21 protein-coding genes are annotated in these 24354 nt (G+C 41.2%); 19 read left to right on the top strand and 2 right to left on the bottom strand.

From position 1 onward, the window contains the following. The 15 genes from BLS16_RS21795 to BLS16_RS21725 form a co-directional block, all read left to right on the top strand. Positions 1–312: BMC domain-containing protein (locus BLS16_RS21795; RefSeq protein ID WP_143015562.1), on the top strand; the 312-nt coding region annotated here is incomplete at its 5' end. 323 nt (positions 313–635) lie between these two features. Beyond that, positions 636–1274 (top strand): cupin domain-containing protein, encoded by a 639-nt coding sequence (locus BLS16_RS21790; RefSeq protein ID WP_092335714.1) that lies wholly within the window; start codon positions 636–638, stop codon positions 1272–1274. A gap of 30 nt (positions 1275–1304) precedes the next feature. Continuing rightward, positions 1305–2669, top strand: a complete 1365-nt coding sequence (locus tag BLS16_RS21785; protein WP_092335713.1) for an ethanolamine ammonia-lyase subunit EutB — start codon at positions 1305–1307, stop codon at positions 2667–2669. Positions 2670–2682: 13 nt separating this feature from the next. After that, positions 2683–3591, top strand: coding sequence for an ethanolamine ammonia-lyase subunit EutC (gene eutC / locus BLS16_RS21780; RefSeq protein WP_242876399.1), 909 nt, complete (start codon positions 2683–2685; stop codon positions 3589–3591). A 13-nt stretch (positions 3592–3604) separates the two neighbouring features. After that, positions 3605–5062 (top strand): ethanolamine ammonia-lyase reactivating factor EutA, encoded by a 1458-nt coding sequence (locus tag BLS16_RS21775; RefSeq protein ID WP_092335712.1) that lies wholly within the window; start codon positions 3605–3607, stop codon positions 5060–5062. A gap of 241 nt (positions 5063–5303) precedes the next feature. Further along, positions 5304–6578 (top strand): PocR ligand-binding domain-containing protein, encoded by a 1275-nt coding sequence (locus BLS16_RS21770; RefSeq protein WP_092335711.1) that lies wholly within the window; start codon positions 5304–5306, stop codon positions 6576–6578. Positions 6579–6591: 13 nt separating this feature from the next. Beyond that, a complete protein-coding gene (locus tag BLS16_RS21765; RefSeq protein ID WP_092335710.1) occupies positions 6592–7245 on the top strand; it encodes a corrinoid protein in 654 nt (217 codons plus the stop codon). A gap of 276 nt (positions 7246–7521) precedes the next feature. Then, on the top strand, positions 7522–8724 hold the full coding sequence (locus BLS16_RS21760) for a phosphotransferase (protein WP_092335709.1): 1203 nt from the start codon (positions 7522–7524) through the stop codon (positions 8722–8724). Between the two features lie 58 nt (positions 8725–8782). Further along, on the top strand, positions 8783–10225 hold the full coding sequence (locus BLS16_RS21755; RefSeq protein ID WP_092335708.1) for a trimethylamine methyltransferase family protein: 1443 nt from the start codon (positions 8783–8785) through the stop codon (positions 10223–10225). Positions 10226–10296: 71 nt separating this feature from the next. Then, positions 10297–10923 carry a corrinoid protein gene (locus BLS16_RS21750; protein ID WP_014902515.1) on the top strand — a complete coding sequence of 209 codons (627 nt, stop codon included), beginning with the start codon at positions 10297–10299 and terminating at the stop codon, positions 10921–10923. Positions 10924–11266: 343 nt separating this feature from the next. Continuing rightward, positions 11267–12070, top strand: coding sequence for a methyltetrahydrofolate cobalamin methyltransferase (locus BLS16_RS21745; RefSeq protein ID WP_092335707.1), 804 nt, complete (start codon positions 11267–11269; stop codon positions 12068–12070). Positions 12071–12248: 178 nt separating this feature from the next. Further along, a complete protein-coding gene (locus BLS16_RS21740) occupies positions 12249–12869 on the top strand; it encodes an HAD family hydrolase (protein ID WP_092335706.1) in 621 nt (206 codons plus the stop codon). A gap of 115 nt (positions 12870–12984) precedes the next feature. Continuing rightward, on the top strand, positions 12985–14817 hold the full coding sequence (locus BLS16_RS21735) for an ASKHA domain-containing protein (RefSeq protein WP_092335705.1): 1833 nt from the start codon (positions 12985–12987) through the stop codon (positions 14815–14817). A gap of 122 nt (positions 14818–14939) precedes the next feature. Beyond that, on the top strand, positions 14940–16505 hold the full coding sequence (locus BLS16_RS21730) for a methylenetetrahydrofolate reductase C-terminal domain-containing protein (RefSeq protein WP_092335704.1): 1566 nt from the start codon (positions 14940–14942) through the stop codon (positions 16503–16505). Positions 16506–16550: 45 nt separating this feature from the next. Then, positions 16551–16868 carry a DUF6951 family protein gene (locus BLS16_RS21725; RefSeq protein WP_092335703.1) on the top strand — a complete coding sequence of 106 codons (318 nt, stop codon included), beginning with the start codon at positions 16551–16553 and terminating at the stop codon, positions 16866–16868. Between the two features lie 92 nt (positions 16869–16960). Here BLS16_RS21725 and BLS16_RS21720 read toward each other — a convergent pair whose 3' ends face one another. Continuing rightward, positions 16961–17551 (bottom strand): hypothetical protein, encoded by a 591-nt coding sequence (locus BLS16_RS21720; RefSeq protein WP_092335702.1) that lies wholly within the window; start codon positions 17549–17551, stop codon positions 16961–16963. Between the two features lie 320 nt (positions 17552–17871). On the opposite strand from BLS16_RS21720, the gene BLS16_RS21715 reads away from it, so the two are divergent. The 3 genes from BLS16_RS21715 (at position 17872) to BLS16_RS21705 (ending at position 19913) form a co-directional block, all read left to right on the top strand. Next, the gene (locus BLS16_RS21715; protein WP_345788552.1) at positions 17872–18288 is read left to right on the top strand and encodes a YjdF family protein; all 417 of its coding nucleotides are present in this window, start codon (positions 17872–17874) and stop codon (positions 18286–18288) included. Positions 18289–18453: 165 nt separating this feature from the next. Then, on the top strand, positions 18454–18783 hold the full coding sequence (locus BLS16_RS21710; RefSeq protein ID WP_092335700.1) for an RHS repeat protein: 330 nt from the start codon (positions 18454–18456) through the stop codon (positions 18781–18783). 365 nt (positions 18784–19148) lie between these two features. Next, positions 19149–19913, top strand: coding sequence for a glucose 1-dehydrogenase (locus BLS16_RS21705; protein ID WP_092335699.1), 765 nt, complete (start codon positions 19149–19151; stop codon positions 19911–19913). Positions 19914–20163: 250 nt separating this feature from the next. Here the strand turns inward: BLS16_RS21705 and BLS16_RS21700 are convergent, their stop codons facing one another. Further along, positions 20164–22254 carry a glutamine synthetase III family protein gene (locus BLS16_RS21700; RefSeq protein ID WP_092335698.1) on the bottom strand — a complete coding sequence of 697 codons (2091 nt, stop codon included), beginning with the start codon at positions 22252–22254 and terminating at the stop codon, positions 20164–20166. 545 nt (positions 22255–22799) lie between these two features. Here BLS16_RS21700 and BLS16_RS21695 point away from each other — a divergent pair. Beyond that, positions 22800–24074 carry an ArsB/NhaD family transporter gene (locus BLS16_RS21695; protein ID WP_092335697.1) on the top strand — a complete coding sequence of 425 codons (1275 nt, stop codon included), beginning with the start codon at positions 22800–22802 and terminating at the stop codon, positions 24072–24074. Positions 24075–24354: the final 280 nt, after the last annotated feature.

Here is a 24354-nt window from a genome sequence, read left to right as displayed (position 1 = left end):
TCAATCCTGCCCGCCATCGGAAGAGCGAACGCTCTAAAGGATATTAAGGCCTTAGGCATCATAGAAACCTTTACCGTTGCCTCCCTCATCGAAGCGGCAGATGCGGCAGTCAAAGCCGGAGATGTGGAGCCGCTGCTCTTACATCTCGCTTTTGGAATTGGGGGTAAAAGCTACACCCTCCTCACCGGAGAAGTTGCTTCCGTCGAAGCCGCCGTGGAAGAAGGAAGCACCCTGGCCAGTGAAAAGGGGCTCCTTATCCGTCAAGTTGTCATCCCCAGGCCTGCGAAGCAGCTTATTGAAAGCTTGGTTTGATCGAGGCACGAGGCACGAGGTTCGAAAAAGATGCTGAACTGGATGTGAGAACAAGTCGGAGCATGAGGCACGAAGCCCAGAAAGCATTAAGGAACTGAATTCAGCACAGAGCTCAGAGTAGGTTTGCGAGAATTATGGAAACGAGTATCCAGTCGTAAAATCGACCAGGACTATTGATCCTTTAGTACATAAGCACTAAAGGAAGAACCAAAAAGGAAAAACGAGGCGCAGAGCGCTAAGTTTAAGCCCAAATACTAATAACGAAAACTAAAAAAATCGAGCATCGAGCATCGAACCTCGAGCCTCGACTAAGGAGGTGTACTATGGGACGATTTATCTCGGCAGCCGTTCTGCGGGACATGGCCAAATTAGGAAAAAATATCGTTTTAGAAGAAGACAGTGTCCTAACCCCATCAGCTAAGGATCTTGCTAAAGAACTGGGGATTACCATTAGCAAAGGCAGAGAAGAAATCATCAGTCGCAATGTTGTAGGGCAAGCAGGTGTACAACTCATCAATTCACAGTCTCGTACTACAGACACAAAGGATGCGGACTTAAAACAGGCCGTACAAAAAATTTTGGGAGAGGTTCTTAAACCCGCCTGTGCAAACCCGAAAGCGACCCATGTCAAAGGAGAAACGGTTGTAATTCAGCCATTTCCGGAAGCGCCTCCCGGACAAAAAGTAGGGCTGGTAGACGTAATTGACTCTCGGGTGGGAAATCTGGCCTCAGGTTTCATGACCTTTGATCATTCTCAGCTGCCTTGGTTTTTAAACTACGATGAAGTCGATTACGTCATCGAAGGAGAATTCGTTCTTGAAGTAGAAGGGCAAGTCTTCCGAGCTAAACCTGGAGATGTAGTGTACATTCCTAAGGGAAGCCAGGTCGTCTTTTCCTCGCCAACGTTTTGTAAAGTTTTCTATTGTACCTATCCGGCTAACTGGGCTGATTTTTGCGAATAAGGACATTATGTCAGATTGGGGGATCGTTGAATGATTTTAAAGGCAAAAGTTTACAATAAAATTTTTGCGTTCCAGAGTCTTAAAGAGGTTATGTCTAAAGCCAATGAAGAAAAATCTGGTGATGAATTAGTTGGTATTGCTGCGAAATCAGCATCCGAACGTGTTGCAGCTAAACTGGTTCTCAGTAACCTTACTCTGGAGGATATTTATAATAACCCGGTCATTCCCTATGAAGAGGATGAAGTTACCCGAGCAATTTATGATGGACTAAACCTGAGAATCTATCAAGAAATCAAAAGCTGGACGGTTGGCTATTTAAGAGAATATATCTTAGACCACAAAACAACAGGAGAAAACCTGCTTCATATCAGCCGCGGACTGACAAGTGAAATGATCGCTGCAGTCGCTAAGTTAATGTCGACTATGGATTTGGTTTGTGGTTCTAAAAAGCTGCGCGTTCAATCTCACTGTAATACCACACTAGGTATACCCGGAACTCTGGCTTTTCGTTGTCAGCCTAATCATCCGACAGACAGTGTCGAAGGGATGCTAGCTTCTCTAAAGGAAGGGTTAGCTTATGGTTCGGGGGATGCCGTGATTGGAATTAATCCCGTGGAAGACAATGTTGAGACAGTATCCCGTCTCTTAGATACAGTCAAGAACTTCATGATAAAATGGGAAATTCCAACTCAGAACTGTGTACTGGCTCATGTGACAACACAAATGAAAGCAATCGAAAAAGGAGCACCCGTTGATCTTGTTTTTCAGAGTATAGCCGGAACTCATAAGGCTAATGATGCCTTCGGTGTTAGCGCTGCTATTCTAGATGAGGCTTTTGCATTGGCTCAGCGTAAGGGATCGGCCACCGGCCCCAATCTTATGTATTTTGAAACCGGACAAGGTTCTGAGGTTTCACTTGATGCTCATTTAGGTGTCGATATGATGACCTTAGAAGCCAGGACCTATGGATTTGCCCGGGGCTATCGTCCATTCATGACCAATAACGTTTCCGGATTTATTGGGCCTGAGACCATTTATTCAGGTCGTGAAGTAATCCGAGCTGACTTAGAAGATTTATTTATGGGTAAACTGCATGGATTGCCCATGGGGATTGCCCCCTGTTATACAAACCATATGAAAGCAGATCAAAATGATCAGGAGATGGGAACCCTCCTTTGTGCCATGGCTGGTTCAAACTTCTTCATGGGAGTTCCGGGCGGCGACGATGTTATGTTGAGTTATCAAGATACAAGTTACCATGATGATGCAAGTACCCGCGAAATCTTAGGGTTACGACCGCTTCCTGAGTTTGAGCAGTGGCTGGAGAAAATGGGAATTTTAGAGAACGGCAAACTTACTGAGAGAGCCGGAGACCCATCCATATTTGATAAATAGGGAGGCGAATCAGGTGGGAGTCGAGAACAACGAATTAGAGAAAGTTATTATCCAAAGTGTAATGGAAGAACTGGCTAGGAAGGGGCTGCTTTCACAAAAAGGGAAAGACCATATGATGTCAGCAGCAATGATGGATACTCCTATCGTCCCTAACCTGCAATCTGAGGAGATGGTTACTTTTCCTCCCCAAGAAGAAATGCAAATTGCCAATCCCTTTAATGCAGACGCAGTAAGGGCTATGAAGAAGCTGACCCCGGCTCGGATTGGAATTGGCAGAGCCGGAACACGTCCAAAAACAATGTCATTGTTGCGGTTTCTGGCAGATCATGCCGTCGCTCAGGATGCAGTATTCCTCGACGTTTCTGAGGAGTTTCTCCAACGGATGAACATGATGTCTGTCCAAAGTGCTGCTGCCAGTAAGGATGAATTTCTCCAACGGCCCGAGTTAGGACGCCGTTTATCGGAAGAGGCAGCCAAATCAATTGCAGAGAAATGTGAGAAAAATGTTCAAGTTCAGATCTTAATCGTCGATGGTTTAAGTTCAAGTGCCATTGAGGCTAATATCCCGGATTTATTGCCTGCATTGATGCAAGGGTTAAAATCGTCAGGCATCAAAGTAGGGGCCCCCTTTTTCATCAAAAACGGCAGGGTATGGGTACAAGACCATGTTGCTTCAATTGTCAATTGTGATGTGGTCATCTCTTTGATAGGAGAGCGTCCGGGGCTTGGAACAGCTGAGAGCCTCAGTGCTTATATGATCTATCGACCTGATGAAAACACTGTAGAAGCAGATCGTACAGTTATTTCGAATATTCATAAAGGGGGCATCCCGCCGGCTGAGGCAGGTGCACATCTTACCGATGTTATCAAACAGATCCTTTCTGCCAAAGCAAGTGGCGTTAAACTAAACCAGCAGAAATAAGGGTGGTGATAAAATGCCCGAGTCGAATAATCAAAGGATCACGAGCGTGGGCATTGATATTGGAACCACAACTACCCAACTGGTGATTAGTCAATTAACCATCGAAAACACTGCTTCGGGCAGCTTAGTTCCACATGTAGAAATTACGGATAAAGAAGTCATTCATCGCAGTCAGATTTATTTCACTCCCCTTATAGACCGTGATTTAGTAAATGCTGTTGCAATCTCTAAGATTTTAGAGAGTGAATATAAGGCAGCAGGACTTAGCCCTGAGATGATCGACACTGGTGCGGTGATCATTACTGGAGAAACAGCAAAGAAGGAAAATGCCAAAGCTATCATTGATGCTTTGGCCGGATTTGCAGGCGACTTTGTGGTAGCAACTGCAGGCGCCAATTTAGAGGCGATCTTTGCTGGTAAAGGATCGGGAGCTGCTTTATATTCCTCCGAGAGACATCAAGTTGTTGTCAATATCGATGTAGGTGGCGGAACCTCCAATTATGCTACGTTTTTTGAAGGCAAGGCCGTGGATTCTTCCTGCATAAATGTTGGTGGACATTTAATCGAGTTTGAGCGTCATGGAGATCGCATAACTTATATTTCTGAGCCGGCAAAGATCGCTTTACAGATTACTGGACAAAGATTGCAGGTAGGGGAGCGGGTAACTCTTCCTCAGCTTCGCCCCGTTGTCCAAGCAATGGCGGCAAGTGTTGTTGAAGTTTTAAAAACACCTTTACACTCTGATTTAACCCAAAAACTGCTGATGACTCCTCCATTGCAGTTAGGGCACCAAATTCGAAAAGTGATGATTTCCGGTGGGGTTGCAGATTATGTTTATGCTGAAAATCAACCAACGACAATGACAGAAGTGACTGCCTTTGGAGATTTCGGGCCTCTTCTGGGCTGGGAACTTAAAGCGAGCCTGAAGAGCGCAGGATTTGTATTGGAGAAGCCTAATGAAACTGTTAGAGCAACTGTCATTGGCACAGGAACACAGTCGGTTAATTTAAGTGGCAGTACGATTCATCTTCAGGAAACTACCTTGCCGCTGCGTAATGTAATGGTTGTTTCTCCATTTTCAGCGATAATTCCCGAGACACCCCTGAAGATAGCAGAAATTATCAGGAACGAGATTATCAGACTTCAGATGGATCACTCGGAGGGTGTAGTAGCCATAGCTATGAAAGGGCCTCGAACCATGTCCTTCTCTGACATTAATAGCTTGGCTCAAGGTCTGCTTTTAGGTTTACAGGATTATATAGTAAAGGACAAACCCCTAATTCTTGTTATAGAGGCTGACTGTGGGAAAGTTTTAGGGCAGTGTGTCCATGCTTCAGCAAATCGACTTTTAGAGGTCATTTGTATTGATCAGATTGAAGTTGATAATTGTGATTATATCGATATCGGTAAGCCTCTGATGGGTGGCAGAGTTGTGCCGGTGGTTCTAAAGACCTTAGTATTTAATCGTTAATTTTACATTAGCTCGTAGGTAATGAGATTATCTGGATTAGCGATTGGAGGAAAGCACTTTTTCAGTTGCTTTATCATTAATTTCTTTGTAATTAACTATTAAAAAAAAGGATTTTGATTAATCTTTGACGAAATAATTGGAAAATTAGTTAACTAAATATTCATAGTATCTGAAAAACTTTAGGTATTTTATTAATATGTTTAAGAAACCCTAAGAAACCTCTGATGGAAGGATGAGTTCAATGCTCCAAACATTAGATTCTAACCTTCTAGATCCTAATTATTTGGAAGAAAGCTTAGGCAGCTTTCATAACGCAACCGGACTACATATCGAGGCAATTAATAACCAAGGAGTCACAGTATCTTTGCTAGGGAATATCGAACGGAGTGAATTCTGCCGTTACATCCGCTCCCAGCCTGAAGGGGAAAGAAAATGTCAGGACTCCTATAAGCGTGCTAATTTTGAAGCTGCCAAGTGGGAAGAACCCTATTTCTTTCGTTGTCATGCCGGGCTAGTTATCTGGGCTGTTCCGATTATGATTCAGGGAGTTTCTCGAGGAAGTATTATTTGTGGGCAAGTTCTTATGTGGGAACCCGACCATTTTTTCTATCAGGAGTTAAAGAAACTTAATGCGGGAATAGAGAATTTTGAGCGGCTAAAAAATATGGCTTGTAAGCTTGAAGTTGTTTCTCCGCTGCGCTCACAAGCTGCTGCGGATATGCTTTTTGTGGTTGTAAACCATATGATTAAACGCAATATTAATAGCTTAGAAGAAATTAATGCTACTCGATTGCAACAGCAACAAATTCGCCATGAAATAGAGGAACGGAAGAAAAATAATTTACCGGAACTTAGTGATTATGATGTTTATTTGAAAAAGGAACGGAAGTTCTTGCGCTACATCCGTCTCGGCGATAGAACAAGGGCGAATCAAACTTTGCAAAGTCTTTTGACAGACCTTCAATCAAAAACTTTAGGAGATCTTGAAACGATTAAGGTCAGGATTATAGAATTAGCGACATTGACCTCAAGAGCTGCCGTTGAAGGCGGCGCAAATGCTGAGCGAATTATGAAGCTCCTCAAAGATTTCAATAAAGAAATGGAAGGATTTGAACGAGTCGAAAAGTATTTCTATACAATTCAACGGATTGTGGAGACTTTTTTAGAGAGTATTTTCACTTTAGCAGATAAGAAGCATATTGCCATAGTCAAGAATGCTCGAGATTTTATCATGGAGAATTATGCCTTGCCTCTTACCGTTAACGATGTTGCTCAGCACCTTTTTATCAGTCCTTCCCATCTTTCAAGACTGTTTCGTGAAGAATTAGACTGTACAATTAATGACTATTTAACCAGAGTCAGAGTAGAGCAAGCAGTTGAAATAATGAAGAAACCAGAATTTAGTGTTGCTCAAGTCTCAAAAGCTGTAGGGTTTCAAAACCAAAGCTATTTTTCGAAAGTCTTTAGGAAGTATATTGGGGTTACTCCCTTAACTTATAAAAACAGCTTGTATTAGAAGGTGAATAGTTGTGCTCTTTCAAGCAATCATTAAATCCATAGCCACTGGAGATGCTGAACAAAGCATGGCCTTGACCCAACGAGCTTTAGCACAGGGTTTTTCTGCGGAGTCAGTTCTCGAAAAGGGCTTAATCGCTGGAATGGATCGAGTAGCTGAAAAGTTCCGCAAGCAGCGGGTAATGGTTCCTGAAGTCCTCATGGCATCTCGGGCAATGCATGCTGGTTTAAGCCTCGTCGAGCCATTGCTTGAAAGTACTAAGAAGATTTGTACCGGAAAAATTGTCATGGGCACCGTCGCCGGGGATCTCCATGATATCGGGTTAAGCTTAGTAAAAATGCTGGTTATGTCCACGGGCACCGAGATTATTAACTTAGGAGTAGATGTTACTCCGAAAAAGTTTGCAGCGGTTGTAAAAAAAGAAAAACCTCACATATTAATGATGTCGGCTTTGCTAACTACCACAATGTCAGCAATGAAGGAAGTAATTGACGAATTAGAGTCATTAGGAATTCGCAAAAACCTCATTATCATTGTCGGAGGTGCACCAATTGATGCAAGCTTTGCCAAGCGAATAGGTGCTGATTATTACTTTGAAGATGCATTTGAAGTGCGTTCATTCTTGGAGGACAACCTGACCAAATTAATCTCCAAAAAATTGAAATAGAAACAAAGACGTTAGAGGTAGATAATTTACTCAAGTGAATTATCTACCTCTTAACGTACTAGGAGCACAGTATCCGAGACAGGCGTTCTGATTATGTTCGACAAAGAACATCAGTATCTGCGAAATAGTGGGAATATTCAATTGGTAGTAATGCGTCAAAACGAGCAGAAATGTGTTAGTAAAAAAAATTTTTTTAATGCTATGATTAATAATAGTAAGACCTTTCACTCAATTCTTTCAACGCAATCCATGAGAATTTAAAATAGGAGGATTAACATGAATACAAGTAAGATGAGACTTCTTGATGCATTAAGTGTTAACCAAACGTTTTCCATGTTCACACAAAGTGAAGATCTCAAAAGAATCGCTGCTCATTTCTTTGAATCTATGGAATCGATCTTGATTCGAAATCAAATTGTCGATGCGCTGAGAGATTACGATCTGGGGAAAGTTACTGAGGTTTACGAAATATTTGGCGGATATGTCAATCGAAGTTTCGGTATATATACTGAAAAGGACGGAAAGAGAAACGAATACTTTGTAAGAAAGTATAAATATGGAATTACAGAACCGGAAATTGTCTTTGAACATTTAATGATTGATTACTCTAAGGCTCACGGTTTAGATATTGCAGCTGGATTAATTCGTACGAAAGATGGTTTAACCTTCGTCAAAAAAACCGAAGGAGTCAATGAAAATGCCACAGATATCTTTTTCGCTGTATATGAGTTCTTAGCAGGAGAGGACTTATATACCTGGGATACTCCGAATCTAACGGATGAAGAGTATGCAAGTGCAGCTGAAGTACTGGCATCATTCCACAATGCAGCCAAGGACTTTGACCCACAAGGCTTAAAACGTGTAGAACCAAAGATTATGGATTTCCTTCCAACACTTCCGGAAAAATACAAGTCTTTGGCACAAAAAGATATTGATACTAGGTTCCATAGATATTACACGAGTAAACTTAACTCGATATTAGAGGTTATCGGAAGATCACAAATCTCAGAGGATTCACTAAAAGGAATGCCTTCAACACCATGCCATAATGACTTTCATGCCGGCAACCTGAAGTATTTAAATAACAAGGTTGTAGGAATCTTTGATTTTGACTGGTCGAAGATTGATTATCGTCTCTTTGATGTTTGTCTGGCCTTGGACTATTGCTGCAGTTCATGGACGGATGAACAGGATGGAGTCTTGCTCATTGATAAATGTGTCATCTTTCTCAAGGCCTATCAACGCAAATTGATTGAATTAGGAGAACTTGAACCCCTTAATTCAGTAGAGCTTGAGAATTTTCCAACAATGATGGCTGCAGCTAACGTCTATTTGATTAACTGGGATGTCGTAGCCTATTATGCCGGAAAGAATTTAAATGAGTACGAGTATATTGCATATTTGCAACATCATGTCCGCCTAATGAATTGGATAGAAAACCACAAAGCTGAGATTGCCGACCTTGCAAAATCACTATAATGGCTTGCAACCAGTTAGGTTATTAAAGATTATTTAGAATTGGAAAGGGGACAGAATTGTGGAATTCACAAAGATATTTAGTCAAGCAGAAGTAGAGCGAGTTCATGAAGCTTCCTTAGAAATCCTCGAAAATGTAGGGATGTTGGTACGTAACCAAAAGGCCCTGGAAATCTTCGCCCAAAATGGCTGCAAAGTTGATACGGAGTCAATGATGGTTAAATTCCCTAGAGAGGTTGTCGAGAAAGCCCGAGAAACCTTTGTGCCAACCTATACCTTTACAGCTCAAGATCCCAAGTTTGATATAACTATGCCTGGAGATCGTCCAGTCGTCGTAACGGGAAGCTCTGCACCCAATATTATCGATCCTAAAACAGGGGAAGAACGACGGGCAACCTCCGATGATATAGCCAATATTGCCTATTTAATTAACGAGTTGCCGGGATTTGACGTGTTCTCAATCTCCACGTTAGCTGATGATGCTCCGGAAGGACAGTTTAGTCTTTCGCGATTTTATCCGGCTTTGAAAAATTGTAAAAAACCCGTCCGCAGTAATACTCCTAACATGGAGGATCTTAAAGATGTATTGGAGCTAGGGTATTTGATAGCCGGAGGGGAAGAAGAGTATCGTAAACGCCCGTTTATCAACCATCATTACTGTCCGGTTGTCTCTCCATTGACCTTTGATGTGGAATCTACTGAAGCGGTTATTTACTTAATCGAACAAGGATTACCGGTCTACGGAACCATAGTTCCTAATGCAGGCATGACGTCACCCCTTAGTTTAATGGGGACGCTGACGCTTGGTAATGCTGAATTCTTAGGTCTAGCTACTTTAACCCAGATGATTCGTCCGGGGGCCCCAATGATCTACGCAGTATTGTCAACAGTCGCTGATATGAGGACAGGCGCCTATGCACCGGGTGCAATTGAAACGGGTATGCTGCAAATGGCCCACACAGAGATGGCCAGATTCTACAATGTTCCCTCCGGCGGATACATTGGCTTAACCAATGCTCACACGAATGATGCTCAATCCGGTTATGAAACAGGGATGAACACCACGGGAGCGTTACTTGCTGGGGCAGATTTATTTAATATGGGTGGTCTACTGGGAAGTTTAATGGCTTTTGACTTCGGTAAAGCCGTAATTGATAACGAAGTAGCACTGATGCTCAAACGAATCAAAAAGGGCTATGAGTACAGTGAAGAAAATTTGTGCTTAGATCTGATAGCTAAAGTCGGACCTGGCGGCAGCTACATGGACGCAGATCATACGCTGAAAAATATGCGTACCATAGCTGTCCTACCGAAAGTTGCCACCAGAGAAATGCGTCGTCGTTGGGAAGATCAAGGCAAACCTGATGCTCACGCTCGTGCCATGAAAGAGGCTAATAAAATATTGAGCAAACCAAATAAGGGGCGTTTTTCTGAGGAATTAGATGCTAAAATTCGTGAGCAATTCAAGGGACTTGTTGCCGGAGATGCTAAGTGGAGCCTTTGATAGGGAAGGAAAAAATAGCTGAAAAATTCAAGATAAAGGTTGAATGATTGAACAGAAAAGGAGATAATAAAATGAGTGTACAAGATATTTATGATGCAGTTGTAGAATTTAGTGTTGATAAAGTAGTATCACTTGTTGATGCCGAGGTAAAAAGCGGAACAGATGTCTCAGAGATTTTAAGCAATGGTCTGATTGCGGCAATGGATGAAGTTGGGCAACGCTATTCTGAAGGAGAGTTCTTTGTTCCGGAAATGTTGATGGCAGCCAAAGCTATGAAAGGTGGACTTGAGGTATTAAAGCCTTTACTGTCTCAAGGGGATAGTGATAAAAAAGGTACTATTATTATTGGAACTGTTAAAGGCGACTTGCATGATATCGGGAAGAACTTAGTATCGATGATGATGGAAGGAGCCGGGTTTGAGGTTTATGACCTTGGTGTAGATGTGGATACAGATAAGTTTATTGCTACTGCTAAAGAAAAAAACGCTGACGTTATATGTATGTCTGCTCTATTAACAACGACAATGCCTTTTATGGAAGTTACAGTTAAAGCAATACGGGAACAGGGTTTAAGCATTAAGACTATGGTGGGCGGTGCTCCTGTTTCAGAAGACTTCGCTAACAAAATTGGGGCAGATGGTTGGAGTACAGATGCTCCCGGCGCAGTAGAAACTGCCCGTAGGCTCACAGCTAAATAAGCTCCTATTCTTAAGGAGAATGAGTACTTTTAAGTCAGATAAGTCAAACATTCCAGATATAAAGCAGCTAAACTTGAAGGCTGAAATTTTGACTACAAAACTGACTCTGAATTATGAGTCTAATTGACTTGATTTTAAAGTCAGTTCCTTAGACTTGAAGTCAAGAATGACTTGATTAAGTTCGTTAATTACTGTTTACATTTATAATATAAGACTTACCTAAGAAGAATCCATTGATAATCGAGTAAATCAGAATAATCTGAGTCAGAGGTTTTTGGCATGAAATTTGCTATATATATTTGCAGCACCATCTAGATTAAGTAATTATGAGGAGGAACTATCAATGTTAGTAGTTGGAGAATTAATTAACGCAAGTCGTAAGGCTATCGGGGAAGCCATCAAAGCCCAAGATGCTGAATATATCAAAAAGGTGGCTAAGGATGAGCGTGAAGCTGGGGCAGATTTTATCGATGTTAATGCTGGTATCTTCGTCGGCAAAGAAGCAGAATACTTAAAATGGCTCGTAACAACCGTACAAGAAGCAGTTGATGCACCTTGCTGTATTGACAGCCCAGATCCTAAAGCCATTGAAGCAGCTTTGTCAGTACATAAAGGAATTGCCATGATCAATTCCATCTCATTGGAAAAGGATCGTTACGATGCCTTGATTCCAGTGATTGCCGGAACTGATTTAAAAGTAGTTGCTTTGTGTATGAGTGATGAGGGTATGCCTGAAACTATGGATGCACGACTCAAAATTGCTGAAAGACTGATCGATGGACTGGTCAAAAACAATGTTCCGCTAGAAAATATTTATGTAGATCCCTTGGTTCAACCAGTCTCAACTAATAATACCTTCGCTGTGGAGTTTATTAATTCCGTAGAAGCAATTATGACTCGCTTTAAAGGAGTCCACACAATTTGTGGTCTGTCAAACGTATCCTATGGGCTTCCTGTCCGTAAATTCATGAACCAGGCCTTCGCAATTATGGCTATTGGTAAAGGTTTAGATGGTCTTATTATCAACCCTCTCGATAAAATGATGATGGCAAGCTTAGTCACAGCCGAAGCTCTTGCTGGACGAGATGACTATTGCGTTAATTACCTCAAAGCTTTCCGTAACAACCAATTTGACTTCTTAGGATAATAGTATCTTGACTTATAGAGACATTGATTCGGACAAATTTAATAGCGGCAGTGCTATAAGCAAGTTTTAGTATAAGATCCCCTTCTCTAAAAAGAGTTGGGGATCTTATATAATAGAATTCTTTTGTACATAGTTATTCTTTTGTACATAGTTAGTTAGGGTTGTAGGAGGTAAAAATGTGGCACTTGTAATGTTTGATTATGATGGTGTTATAGTTGATTCGTTAGATGTTTTTATTTCCCGTTTTTCTCAGGCTTGTTTAGAGAATGGATTTCAAGGAATCAATGAGCCGAAAGACGTTATTTCACTTTTCGAGGGTAATGTTTACGAGACAATGATTAGTCGAGGAATTACGGAATCTACCATAGATAAGATTCTTAAGCGGTATGAACTATTACAAAATGAGCAACTAACTCATCTTGAGCTTTTTAATGGTATCGGCAAAGCGCTTAACAAAATCGCAGAAAAACACCATGTATATGTTATTACATCAAACCTTTCCGAGGCCACTAAACAAATCTTAAATTCTAATGGGATTGACTGTTTTAAAGATGTCATTGGTGCTGAGAAGGAAAAGAGCAAGATAAAAAAGATCCTCAGTGTAATATCCTTATATCCCGGTATTCCTGCCTATTATGTTGGGGATACAAAAGGGGATATGATAGAAGGTAAACATGCCGGTACAAAAACTATAGGAGTTACCTGGGGATGGCATACACCTGAAAAAATTAATGAAGGCAACCCGGATTTTCTTGTCAATTCTCCGGAAGAACTTGCGGACTTCCTAGTTAGGGTGTAATTAAGAAGGAAAAGCTGGGCTATAGAGCGAATATTCATATATCGGAAAAGTTTCTAACAATGATCGCCGTTTTACTGCTTGAATAGAATTATCAAATCGTCTAAAGGAGGACAATATGGAAATCAAGATACTCCCTAACCGAGTCATCCAGACTGAGAATAATGAAACCTTAATGGGTGCCCTTATCCGTCATCAACTGCCTGTGGAGAATGTTTGTAATGGTCAGGGAACCTGCGGGAAATGCAAAGTTCGCATGCTTGGGAATCTTCCAGAGCCAAGTGTTCAGGATTTAAAACATCTTAATGAAGTAGAAATTCAGGCAGGATTTCGTCTGGCCTGTACAGTTGTTCCTGAAGAGGGAATGGTCATTGAATTAAATTTCGTAGAAAGCCAAGATCGCAAAGAAAGTGCTCTTCTAGGACTAAAGTTAAATGCTGTTGATTCACGAGTCGAAAAGATTTGCTTAACCATGGATAAGCCTTCCTTACAGGATGAGAGGGGAGACTGGGATCGCGTGGTAGATGCTCTCAGCGCTGTTACCGGTAGGAGTTACACTTACCCAAGTTTACATGTCCTTAGGAAAGTTTCAGAGGTCTTAAGATCAGAAAAATATGTCTTAACCGTAACCTTGTTTGAAAATGAGATATTGGAGATTGAACCCGGAGACACCTCAAAGCGATTGTACGGAGTGGCTGTCGATATTGGGACAACCAGCGTAGGAGTGGCCTTATACGATTTAATCACCGGTAACCTCATGAAGGTCGTCTCAATCGAGAATGAACAGACAGCTTATGGTGCAGATGTAATTTCTCGTATTTCATTTGCAAAAGAGAGTAAAGAAAATGCACTAGCCTTGCAGAGTGCTGTTAAGAGAACCATTAATCATTTGTTAAAAGAAATTAAATCCAAGGTGGCTATTCACAAGGATGAGATTGTCAAAATGGCCATTGTTGGTAACACCACCATGCATCATCTCTTACTGGGATTAGAGGTCTCTCACTTAGCGGTTTCGCCCTTTGTCTCGGTTTGTAACCGACCATTAGATCTTACTGCCCATGAATTGGGACTGGAAATTAATCCGCGAGGGAAGATATTCCTGCTCCCTAACATCGGGAGCTTTGTTGGCGGTGATACAGTAGGGGCAATTGTCGGAGCTCCGGAAGTATTGGAGCGGGGGAATCACTTGCTGATCGACTTAGGTACTAATTGTGAATTGTTTTTAAAGACAGACAAGATAATGATGGCTTGTTCTACTGCAGCAGGTCCTGCTTTTGAGGGTGCCGGAATAGCATATGGTATGAGAGCAAAACAAGGCGCTATTGAAGGGGTAAGCATTACGGAAAGTGGTGTGCACTGTGAAGTAATCGGTGGCCAAGAACCTATCGGAATTTGCGGTTCAGGTCTTATTGAGGCAATTGACGAGATGAAAAGAGCCGGAGTGATTAATAAACAAGGAAAAATTGCCGTTCCTGAAACAGCTGACAATCTTTCTGAAGAACTCAGGAATCGCATACGTCCTGCTGAAAAAGCTCGTGAATTTATCCTAGCCTATGGTACAGGCCAACGATCCGACGTAACCATTAGTCAAAAAGATGTTGGAGAATTACAATTGGCCAAGGGAGCGGTATGCGCTGGAATAAAGACATTGGTTGAAATGGCCGGCATAAGTGTTGCAGATCTTGATTCCGTCATTCTATCGGGAACCTTCGCGACGTATCTAAAAGCCAAGAACATTTTAAGTATTGGTCTTGTTCCAGATATTCCACCGGAAAAGATAAAAATGGTTGGCAATGCCGCTCATGTTGGGGCAATACGAACACTTCTGAATCATGAGGAGATGATGATGACCGAGGAACTTTATAAGAAAATTGGTCATATAGAACTTGGTGGCAGCGCCACATTTTCAAACTATTTCATGAATAGCCTCTATTTAGAAAAATTAAGTTAATCAAAAGTTGAGAAAAAACTGAAAACACCTTAAATAATTGTCCCAGAAGAGTTATAATGATTAGAGAATAAATGGACAATGTGCCCAGAGAACATTTTTGTAATAAGGAGAGGAACAAAGGAATGGAGAACAAATTCAAAGAATCGTTACTCGACAAGAATACGTTATCTGTGACATGGGAACTGGTTCCAGGAAGAGGCGCCAATGAAAAGGCTCAACAAACTGCCATTGCCTCGGCAGAACAGGCTGCAAAAGGTGGAAGGGTGCACGCGCTAACCATCACGGATAATCCGGGAGGAAATCCGGCAATCTTAGCTGATTATTTGGGAATGGAAATCATCAAGTTGGGAATTGAGCCACTTGTACATTTTACCTGTAAGGACAAGAACCGCAACCAAATGGAGAGTCAATTATATGCACTCGATCGTGCAAACGTACGTAACCTCTTAGTCATGACCGGGGATTATACTTATTCCGGGTTCAAGGGACGACCTAAGCCAGTCTTTGACCTAGATCCCTCGAATACGCTACAACTTATCACAGAGATGAATAAAGGCTTAGAAGTGCCAGGTATGAAGGGGCCAACCTATCACGCCCCCAGTGACTTTTTTGCTGGAGCGGCTGTTTCCCCATTTAAGTCGACAGAGGCTGAGCTGATGATTCAGTATTATAAAATGAAAAAGAAAATCCAAGGTGGGGCACAATTTATTGTTACTCAGTTGGGTTATGATGCTCGCAAGTGTCATGAAGTCCTCCAATTCTTAAAGGTAAACAACCTGGATGTACCGGTTGTAGGAAATATTTACGTCCTCCCCTATGGAGCGGCAAATGTCATGAATCAAAATAAATTACCGGGCTGCGTCGTAACAGACAAACTCTTGGCTGAACTGAATACTGAAAAGACTGCTGAGGATAAAGGTGTCGGGCAACGTATGCTGAGAGCTGCTAAGATGTATGCCTTTATGAAGGGAATGGGCTTTGCCGGAGTACACATTGGCGGGCACAACCTTAAATACGAACAAGTTGAATACATCATTGATAAAGGTGAGGAACTCAGCCCTAATTGGCAGGACTATATTAAGGAATTTGATTATCCTCAAAATAATGGTTTCTACTATTTTGAAAAAGACGAGAAGACGGGGCTAAACACGGATCGTCCCACAAATCGTGCTAATCGCCCCTTAGATGCGCCTGCGGGAGCAATGAACTCAATGATGAGAGGGATGCACAGTCTCATGTTCACCCCAGATAAAAAGCTTTTCCCAGTATTGCGCAGTATGTATCATGCTGCAGAAGGTAAGAAGAAAGCCGAAAAGAGACTTCACGCCGTTGAACATATTGCCAAAGTTGTCATGCTTGACTGTAAGGATTGCGGCGACTGTGCTATATTAGACATAGGGTATCTATGCCCAATGTCTCAATGTCCGAAAAATCAACGTAACGGTGCTTGTGGCGGAAGCTTAGATGGTTGGTGCGAAGTCTTCCCTAAAGAAAAGAAATGTGTATGGGTCAGAGCTTATGCCAGACTGAAGAAATACGGGGAAGAAGCAACCTTAGACGTTCCCCCGGTACCCCCGGCTAACTGGGATTTATACCAGACTTCTTCATGGTCAAATTTCTATCTAGGAAAAGATCACTCGGCACCTGTTTTAGGTATTAAACGCCCGGAAAGCAAAATTAAGAAGTAGCCCATCACACAATACATGAAAATTCATAGTTGGAGGTGCATATTCATGGCAACAGGAGTTATTAAGGCCGGAGCATGTGGTTTTACCATCAATGTTAAAGCTACTAGTGGTGATAATCATAAAGTAAAACTTGAAATCACCAGTGATTGTCCGAATTACCAAAAAATCGCGGCAGAACTTGACGAAGTAGATGCCTTCCAAGAGATTTTTCAAAAACTCCATACTGGGAAAGTGTACGAAATATTTGCTAAGCACAGCCCCCATCCCAGCTGTCCAGGCTTATCTGGGATGATGAAATCTGTTGAGGTAGCAGCAGGTTTGGCTCTGCCTCAGAATGCAAGTATTACAGTAACTAAAGAGTAGCAAATAGAATAATAACGTGAGGCCCATAGTCGATTGCAAGATCAACTTATGGGCCTTTTTATTTTAGACGATCTCTGAATAGGCTCAGAATACTATAGAATTAACCCGAAATTCTCAATGACTATTTCCTTACTGAAAGTTTCAATCAGAGGGTTATTTCTATTGATTTCCGCAATCATGGTGCTAACGGTTTGAGAATATTCCAGGATGAAGTTATGGAGTCCGGAATTAGTAACTCCCATTTCTAAGGTGAGTTTACTATTTAAGTAGATATTTAGGTTGTATTCCTCGCTTGATAAATATTCATTAAATCTATCGTCGAGTATTGGGGGGCCAAAAACGGCGGCCTCTCGGCAAATATATAGGCGGCACACCGGAGGCAAGGCATCCTTTGGCAAAGTACAACCCAATTCACTGGCGAAGGGGCAATGATTCAAGCCAACTTTCATTTCTATCATAATACCGTTAAAGCCCATTATAATTGAACCTTTTTCTAAGATGAGCTTATAAATATCCGGGTAATGCAGATAGATAAAAACTAAATCAAAAAGACAAAATTCCGGTTCATAGGAACAGCAGCCAATTTTCTTACCTTCATTTGTATTTCTGTAACAAACCGAACAAAGATTTGTACAAATACTGGGACGCAGGGGATCATTAATAATTTTAAACTCTGCTAGCATAAGATTTTGCTCCTTCGTCATTTTTCTTGCGGATGCCAGTAACCTGGCTCGTATGCAGCGATTTTGCATGGAGTTGCCCGCTCTACCGGAATGATGTACTCAAGCCTGTCGGGTGTGGCATTTCAGTGATGTCTTTGAGACGGCTTGCTCTAAATATGGCATCTATTGATACATAGTGTAAAATTATTGTATACTGATTTTGCAAAGATAAAAACACAGTTCCGGTTGGTAGTCCGGACGCAGCGGAACATGCTGTCAGTAACCTGCCCTCCTGGGTTGTCCATTCTTTGTAAGTTTGTACCTTCAGGAGGTGGCTTATTGTGTCTATAAAATCATACGTGACGGTTTTCTTTGAAGATCCTTATTGGGTAGCTGTTTGTGAAAGGGTATACAATGACAAGTTGGAAGTTGCTAGAATCGTGTTTGGAGGAGAGCCTAAGGATTATGAAATATACGAGTTCCTTCTCCATAACTGGTCTAATTTGAAGTTTAGCCTCCCTATTGTGGCGGAGAAGGTGGCTGAGAGACGTGTTAATCCTAAAAGAGTTCAAAAGTTGATTAATAAGCAGGTTTCCAATAATGGTGTTGGAACAAAAGCTCAGCAGGCACTTAAACTTCAACACGAAGAGGCTAAAATTGAGCGACGTGGAAACAACAGTGAAAAATGGAAAGCCGAGGAACAGATGAAATTTAAGCTTCGACAAGAAAAGAAAAAAGAAAAGCACAAAGGTAGATAACTTATTATTTAAAAGGCAACTCGCAAATGCAGTTGCCTTTATTTTATAACACCTTAAATAATTCAAGGAACTAAACCCTGAAATTACTTACAAAAATTAAATAAACTGACTGCGCCCAACTAAAAAAATGGGGAGATGGGGGATTCAATTAATTAAGCAAAGGTGATGTATTCATGGTATCTGTGTTTTACTTCAGCATCGGATTCAAACGGTAATGTTTACAGGCAATATGTCTATGATCCGTATGGGAATATTATTAGTATCAAGGATGGTAGTGGAACTGCTGTCGATATCAGTATAACCCGGGAGTCAATCATGCTTACACGGGAGCGGGCTTGTACCAAGAATCTTATGTGCGTAAGATTCTTGGTACAAGAGGAGAAGTCCCCCACCCTTGTCGGGATGCCCATAGTCTCAGTTGGATATTGGGGCGAAAAAATCAAAGGATTCCTGCCTAAGAGGAAAAAAGCGGTTTGGTTTGGTAAGCAGCCCTAACTAGAAATGTCAGACAATACTATCATTATGTCGCTAAAGAGGCTAGTGAAGGATTGAAAATTGCTCCTACATTAGTGTAACTCGCCTCGACAAATGATGTCTAATGGCTTGGTAAGTCAGAAATGATAGAACGCTAGGGCCTGGAGGAATTGATTGATTTTTCTAAATTCGTATTGTAAGAATCTTCCTAACTTTATATAATGGAGATAGCCATAGTTGTCTTGAGATATATCCGTCATTATTTTTGAAATACTATCATTGGCGATAAGGTAGAGTTAGGAAATCTTATTAAGCCATTGGCATTATGTTTTCTGGAAGAAAAAAGATGAGTTAGCTAATTTACATAAAAATGAGGAGGGAAAAACGTGAATAATTCATATCTTTCCTTGGAAGGAAAAGTTGCCCTAGTAACCGGAGGGAGCAGAGGTATCGGCAAAGCTATTGCCTTAACTTTGGCCGACGCAGGCGCTGATGTGGTGGTTAGCAGTCGAAAACTTGAGGATTTGAAATTAGTGGCCAATGAAATCCGCGGAATGGGTAGACGAGCGCTGGCAGTAACAGCTCATGGTCGTGAAAGTGAAGATATTCGTAATCTAGTAGAAACCATTAAGAATGAGTTTGGCAGAATTGATATTTTGGTGAATAATGCAGCAACTAATCCAGCCATGGGCCCCATTGTGGATATGGAAGAGAGGATGTATGATCAAATCATGGATACAAATCTTAAAGGCTATACCCTCCTTAGCCAGTTAGCAGCAAAATCAATGATTAGCCAGGGTGGGGGGGCCATCGTGAATATTGCTTCCATTCTTGGAGTAACTCCTGGGTACGGGTTGGGATTATACAGTATCAGCAAGGCTGCAATTATCATGCTGACAAAGTCTATGGCTAAGGAGCTGGGAGAACATAATATTCGAGTCAATGGAATCGCCCCGGGATATGTTCAAACCACTTTCAGTAAGGCATTATGGAGTAATGAAGCAATGATGAAGGAGAAACTTAAGGATATCCCCTTGAAAAGAATCGCTCAGCCGGAAGAAGTGGGCAGAACAGTTCTTTTTTTGGTCTCCGAAGCGTCTGCTTATGTGACAGGCCAAACCATCATCATGGATGGTGGAGCGTCTATTTAGCAACGATACAAAGCAGATTTTAGACGCCATAGCTGTTCGTGTAGATGGTGAGGAAGAAGAACTCTTTAAAACTATTATGTAGTAGGATTAAACGAAGGAGTAAATCCTAAGAAATCCCATCTTTTAGTTGTGTGAAGATTATAATCAGAACGAATGGTCGTATGGAGAAAATTAGGGGCTGTACTATGAAGTACAGCCCCTAATTAAGCATTAACATACTATGATGTTTTTAGTTGGAGTAAAGGCCCTATTAGAGCATAAATAGCATTTCAGCATAAGTGGGGAGAGGCCAGAGTTCAGCATCAACAAGTGCCTCCAGTTTATCTCCGTCAACTCTTAGTGCTCCCATAGCTTTAAAGACAACATCTCGATAATATACTGCTTGCTCATAGGCTTCGGAAAGATTTGTTGCTTCTAAAGTAACGCTTTCAAGAGCGCTTAAATTGGCATTAAAGGATACCAAGGTTGAGCATAGTCCAATGAGGAGGTTTTCTTGGACAGAGACATCGACAGCACTGGAAGCAGCTTTAATAGCATTAATTGAATTTGCCAGTTCTGTGGAATATTTGACGGCAGCAGGAATGATCTTATGTTTAGCCATATCAATCATTGTCAGTGCCTCAATGTTAATCTGCTTTGAATACTGTTCTAAGTTAATTTCATAGCGCGATTCTAATTCAGTTTTATTTAATACTTCGTGCTTTCCATACAATTCAACGGTAGATTCACGAAGCAAAACCAGTGCGGCATCAACGGTAGAGGTAATATTAGGAAGACCACGTTTAGCTGCTTCTGCTACCCACTCGTCAGAATAGCCGTTGCCATCAAAGAGGATCCGACTATGATTCATGGCTGTTTCCTTAAGAAGTTGCTGTAAAGTTTGATCAAAGTTCTCAGCATTTTCTAAGCGATCTGCAAATTGCGAGAAGACTTCAGCAAAGATTGTATTGAGTACTACGTTAGGTCCGGAAATGGATTGTGAAGATGCTACCATTCTGAATTCGAATTTATTACCGGTAAAGGCGAAGGGGGAAGTGCGATTTCGATCAGTTGAGTCTTTCTTGAAGGCAGGCAGTGTACTTACACCGCTGGCTAATTTCTCCCCTTGAAGTGACCTTGTGACTCCACCATTTTGCAGCTGTTTGAAAATATCCGAAAGCTGGTCGCCGAGGAAAATCGAAATGATAGCAGGTGGTGCTTCATTTGCTCCGAGACGGTGGTCATTTCCGGGGGTAGCAGCGGATAGTCTGAGAAGTTCCGCATAATCATCGACGGCTTTAATAATGGCACATAAGAATGTGAGGAACTGGAGGTTTTCATGAGGGGTATTGCCGGGTTCTAAGAGATTAAGCCCATCGTTTGTAGACATTGACCAGTTGTTATGCTTTCCGGATCCGTTAACGCCTGCAAAGGGTTTTTCGTGAAGCAAGCAAACCATATCATGACGCAAGGCGATTTTTTTCATAGTGTCCATAACAAGTTGATTGTGGTCAGTGGCAATATTTGTAGTGCCAAAGATGGGAGCTAACTCAAATTGTCCTGGTGCCACTTCGTTATGTTGAGTTTTGGCGAGAACGCCCAGCTTCCACAATTCAATATTGAGGTCGTGCATAAATGCGGCTACTCGAGTTTTTAAACTTCCAAAGTAGTGATCTTCAAGTTCTTGACCCTTTGCTGACATGGCTCCGAATAAAGTCCGGCCGGTAAGCATGAGATCCATACGTTGGTCAAAGAATTTCTTGTCTACGAGGAAATATTCCTGCTCTGCACCTACGGTACTGGTAACAGATGTAGATGTAGTATTGCCAAAAAGTTTCAGTATGCGCAAGGCTTGTTTGGAAAGAGCTTGCATTGATCGTAAGAGAGGAGTCTTTTTGTCCAGGGCTTCCCCTGTATAAGAGCAAAAAGCTGTAGGGATACATAGAGTTAAGACACCGCCATCTTCCTTGAGAAAAGCTGGAGATGTACAGTCCCAAGCAGTATAGCCTCTTGCTTCGAAGGTTGCACGGATACCCCCGCTTGGGAAAGAGGACGCATCAGGCTCACCTTTAATTAATTCTTTACCGGAAAACTCCATAACAACTCGGCCGTCACTGGTTGGAGAGATGAAGGAATCATGTTTTTCCGCAGTAATGCCGGTCATTGGTTGAAACCAATGGGTAAAATGGGTTGCTCCTTTTTCAATGGCCCAATCCTTCATACTATTGGCCACGACTTCAGCTACCTCAGGGTCAAGAGGAAGTCCCTCTACAATTGTTTTGTGCAAAGATTTGTAAGTAGCTTTTGGTAGACGCTCTCTCATCACCGCGTCATTAAAGACGTTTTCCCCAAAAATATCCATTGATTATTGCCTCCTTTTAAGTTTAGCTTTTTTGAAAAAAAACAAAAAAACGCTCCCCTAAAGATTATACAATAAATCTTCAAAGAGCGTCATTGCTCCATTTGAATCTGGTATAAACTTAACATTTTATTTACCCGTTGACAAGAGAAAATTTTATATGTATACAGTATAAAATTTGATGGGAATTAACGGTATTAATTAGAAGGTATTTTAATAGAATTAACGAATTATAAGTATATTCTGACATATCGGGGAGGAGTAGTAGTTGAAAAGGCCCCATTTCAAATTGGGAACAAAAATTGCTATTCTCTCCTTTGGCTTAGTTAAGTTGAATTTGAATACATAAAATTAGAGTTACAAATATTGGGGGGAGAGATAAGCGATAAGTTTACCCCCTATTGGAAATTGTTATATGGATTGAAACAATATATTTAACAAAAATAAATGAATTGTGTTAAAATACTGTACAGGATGTTGCTAATTTAGAATTAGCAACATCCTGATTATACTAGTGTTAAAAGATAGAAAGGAAGTATTAAATCACAATGCATTCTACTCTCGCATTAATTATTTTTTGTCTGACTTATGCATTAATTATTTCGGAAAAATTTCATCGTACTGTTGTCGCTCTGCTTGGAGGTATGATCTTAGTTGCAGCGGGAGTTTTAGCTCAAGAAACTGCCATCGAGCACATCGATTGGAATACCTTAGGCTTATTGGTAGGAATGATGATAGTAGTAGGAATTACTAGGAGAACAGGAGTTTTCCAGTATCTTGGTCTACTGGCAGTACGATTTGCAAAAGGAGAACCTATACGGATATTAATTGCTTTGGCCTCAGTCACGGCTTTACTTTCAGCTCTGTTAGACAATGTAACTACCGTCTTACTGATTGTACCGATAACCTTTACCATATGCGATAAGCTTAATCTAAATCCTGTACCCTTTCTTTTGAGTCAAATATTTGCCAGTAATATTGGTGGAACCTCAACTTTAATAGGAGATCCCCCTAATATTATGATTGGCAGCCAGACTCATCTTGGCTTTGTTGACTTTGCAGTTAATTTGGTTCCGGTAATTTTAGTTATTTTCATAGCAACAATGAGTGTCTTCTATGTGTTGTATAAAAAGAAACTTAATGTGAACGAAGATCTTAAGAAGAGCCTGATTGAACTGAATCCCGTTGATCAAATAAAAGATTATGGACTGTTAAAGAAATGTATGGTTATTCTAATTTTAATATTGGGCGGATTCATTTTGCATCAGTCCTTGAACATGGAATCTGCAACGGTTGCTTTAACCGGTGCAGCAATACTAATGTTTATAACTCGTGAAGAACCTGAAGAAATCTTACTAAGCGTAGAGTGGCCAACGATTTTCTTCTTTATTGGTCTCTTTATCCTAGTTGGAGGTTTAGTAGAAACGGGATGGATTAATAGCTTAGCACAATGGGCATTTAATGTAACTGAGGGTAATTTTAAACTTACTGCCATGCTGATTTTATGGCTGTCGGCCATTGCATCCGCTTTTGTTGATAATATACCTTTTACAGCAACGATGATTCCCTTGATTCACCAAATGGGCAATTTAGGTGGAATATCTCAGGAGGGACTTGAGCCGCTGTGGTGGGCATTGTCATTAGGGGCCTGTTTAGGAGGTAATGGAACCCTGATTGGGGCATCTGCCAATGTTATTGTTGCAGGGTTAGCTGAAAAGAATGGTATTCCCATTAAATTTATTCAGTTTATGAAATTAGCTTTTCCCCTGATGCTTTTGTCTATCGTTATTTCTTCGATCTATCTATTAGTTTTTTATCTATAAAGCTAATAAAACAAAGGGCTGTTGCAAAACAGCTTTGGAAAATGATCCACACAAAAAATCAGCCCGAGAGGACGCTTGAAGCCTTTGGGGCTGATTTGCTTTTGGCAATCCCGCTCAAGGGTGCGATCCTTCTCTTCGGCTTGTACCAAGAATCTTACGCGCGTAAGATTCTTTTTGTTTATTATTTACTCAACTTTCGCATAGCGAAAGTTACCTCTAACCCTGTATCTATCTAGCTTAGAACAAAATATTTTAGTTTATTGACAGGAAAAACACCTTT

It is taken from the genome of Desulfosporosinus hippei DSM 8344 (assembly GCF_900100785.1).
Taxonomy (GTDB): Bacteria; Bacillota; Desulfitobacteriia; order Desulfitobacteriales; family Desulfitobacteriaceae; genus Desulfosporosinus; species Desulfosporosinus hippei.
The sequence above is the reverse complement of the archived record's forward strand: the minus strand, read 5'-3'. Positions and strand labels throughout refer to the sequence as shown.